This is a genomic window from Hydrogenophaga sp., assembly GCF_026125825.1.
Classification (GTDB): Bacteria; Pseudomonadota; Gammaproteobacteria; order Burkholderiales; family Burkholderiaceae_C; genus Hydrogenophaga.
This window is the reverse complement of sequence record NZ_JAHCKK010000211.1, coordinates 1-1,904: the sequence shown is the minus strand read 5'-3', so window position 1 is coordinate 1,904 and position 1,904 is coordinate 1. Positions and strand designations below refer to the sequence as shown.

The 1,904-nt window shown below is 71.5% G+C and carries 4 protein-coding genes; all 4 read left to right on the top strand.

The features are described from left to right. The coding region (locus KIT86_RS25030; protein ID WP_297403440.1) for an acyl-CoA dehydrogenase family protein at positions 1–493 on the top strand (493 nt) is incomplete at its 5' end. Between the two features lie 2 nt (positions 494–495). Beyond that, a complete protein-coding gene (locus KIT86_RS25025) occupies positions 496–1,056 on the top strand; it encodes a MarR family winged helix-turn-helix transcriptional regulator (protein WP_297403439.1) in 561 nt (186 codons plus the stop codon). A gap of 111 nt (positions 1,057–1,167) precedes the next feature. Beyond that, complete coding sequence (locus KIT86_RS25020; protein WP_297403437.1) at positions 1,168–1,497, top strand: helix-turn-helix domain-containing protein; 330 nt, start codon at positions 1,168–1,170, stop codon at positions 1,495–1,497. Between the two features lie 145 nt (positions 1,498–1,642). After that, on the top strand, positions 1,643–1,904 hold a 262-nt coding region (grpE, locus tag KIT86_RS25015), incomplete at its 3' end, for a nucleotide exchange factor GrpE (RefSeq protein ID WP_297403435.1).

The window sequence follows — 1,904 nt, the reverse complement described above, 5'->3', positions numbered from 1 at the left end:
CTTCAGCGGCGCCAGTGCCTGCCTGCAGGTGTTCGGCGGCCACGGTTACGTGCGCGAGTGGGGCATCGAACAGCACGTGCGCGACGCGCGCGTGGCCATGATCTACGAGGGCACCAACGAAATCCAGGCCATCGACCTGCTGGTGCGCAAGACCCTGCCCGACGGCGCCGCCGCGCTGCAGGCCCTGCTCGCCGACCTCCGCAGCGACCTGGCCGAGCGGCCCGGGTCCGACGGCACCCGCGACGCCCTGGCGCGTTTCGCCGACTTCGTGCGCGAGCGCGTCGTGCCCATGGCGCGCGCCTCGGCAGACCGGCCCTTCTGGCTGGCCGACGACTTCCTGCGCGCCACCGCCCTGCTGCTCATGGCCTGGGCCTGGGAGCGCCTGGCCGCCACCGACGGCCACGGTGCCGAGGCCCGCGCTGCGTTCTGGCGCTGGGTCTGGCCCGAGTTCGAGATGCGCCTGGCGATGATGGATGCCGCCCTGGTGAGCTGACCATGCCCGAGACCGCCCTGTCCACCGCCAACGCCCTTCGCCGACCGCGCGCCCCGCGCAAGCCCCCGGCGGCCGAGCCCGGCCCGCAGACCCTGCCCGAGAGCGCGGGGCCGGAGATCGACACCCGCTACCTCGAAACCCTGCTGGGCTACAACGCGCGGCGTGCCGCGCTGGCCGTGATCGCCGTGTTCCTGCGCCGCATGGAGCCCTACGGCATGCGGCCGGTGGACTTCTCCGTGGTCTCGGTGATCGCGCACAACCCGGGCGTGACCTCGCGCCAGATCTGCGCCGCCCTGGACATCCTGCCGCCCAACCTGGTGGGCATGATCAAGAGCCTGCACAAGCGCGGCCTGATCCTGCGCAAGCCCCACCCCACCGACCGGCGGGCGCAGGGCCTGCACCTGTCCGCCGCCGGCCTGCGCATGTACCGCGAAGCCCAGGCCACCGCCAGCGCCTTGGAGCGCGAGGTCGCCGACGGTCTGTCGGCCACGGAGCTCCAGACCCTGATCGCGCTGCTGCGCAAGGTCTACCGCCGACCGGCCACTCCCGCGCAATCGGGGTAAATCCGTAGGCTTTGCCTTTGCGCCACAGGCAGGCGCTGCCCGCAGCTAGCAAACCGGTAGCGCGAGCCGTATATTGCGAGAACCAGACGGGCCCGTCGCAGGAGACCTCGCATGAGCGCCAAGCACAACGCAGCCGTGATGCAACTCTTCGACTTGCTGGAATCGCGCTACGCCCTGCGCGTGATCTGGGCCCTGAGCGACGGCCACCCCCAGACCTTCCGGCTCCTGCAGGACAGCGTGGGCGGCGTCACCCCGAACACGCTCAACACCCGCCTCAAGGAGCTGCGCGCGGCCCATCTGGTGGACCACGGCGGCCATGGCTACCGGCTCACCACCCAGGGCGCCGACCTGGCGCGCCGCCTGCAGGACGTGCAGCAATTCGCCGGCAAATGGTCACAGCAGCAGGCGCGCGCCATCCCCTCGCAGCCCGCCGGGACATAGAATCACGCCCCTGGACGGGCCGCCCGAGCGCCGGCAGCGCCCGCCGGCGGCCCAAGTGCCACTTCCCCCCTTGAATCCGGGCCCGTCGGCCCCAATTGCCCTGCATGGCCGTCCTGGCCATTGATTTCACGCACTTCAAAGACCCATGAGCCAGACGACACCCCCCACCGACCAGCCCGACCCCAACGCGCCCGTGAGCCCCGAAGAGGCCCTGGCCGCCGAGGCCGCCAACCAGGCCGATGCCGTTGCCGCCCTGACCCAGGATCTCTCCACGCTCAAGGCCCAGAACGCCGACCTGGCCGACCAGTTCCTGCGCGCCAAGGCCGAGGCCGAGAACGCCCGCCGCCGCGCCGAGGAAGAAGTCAGCAAGGCCCGCAAATTCGCCGTGGAGAGCTTCGCCGAGAGCC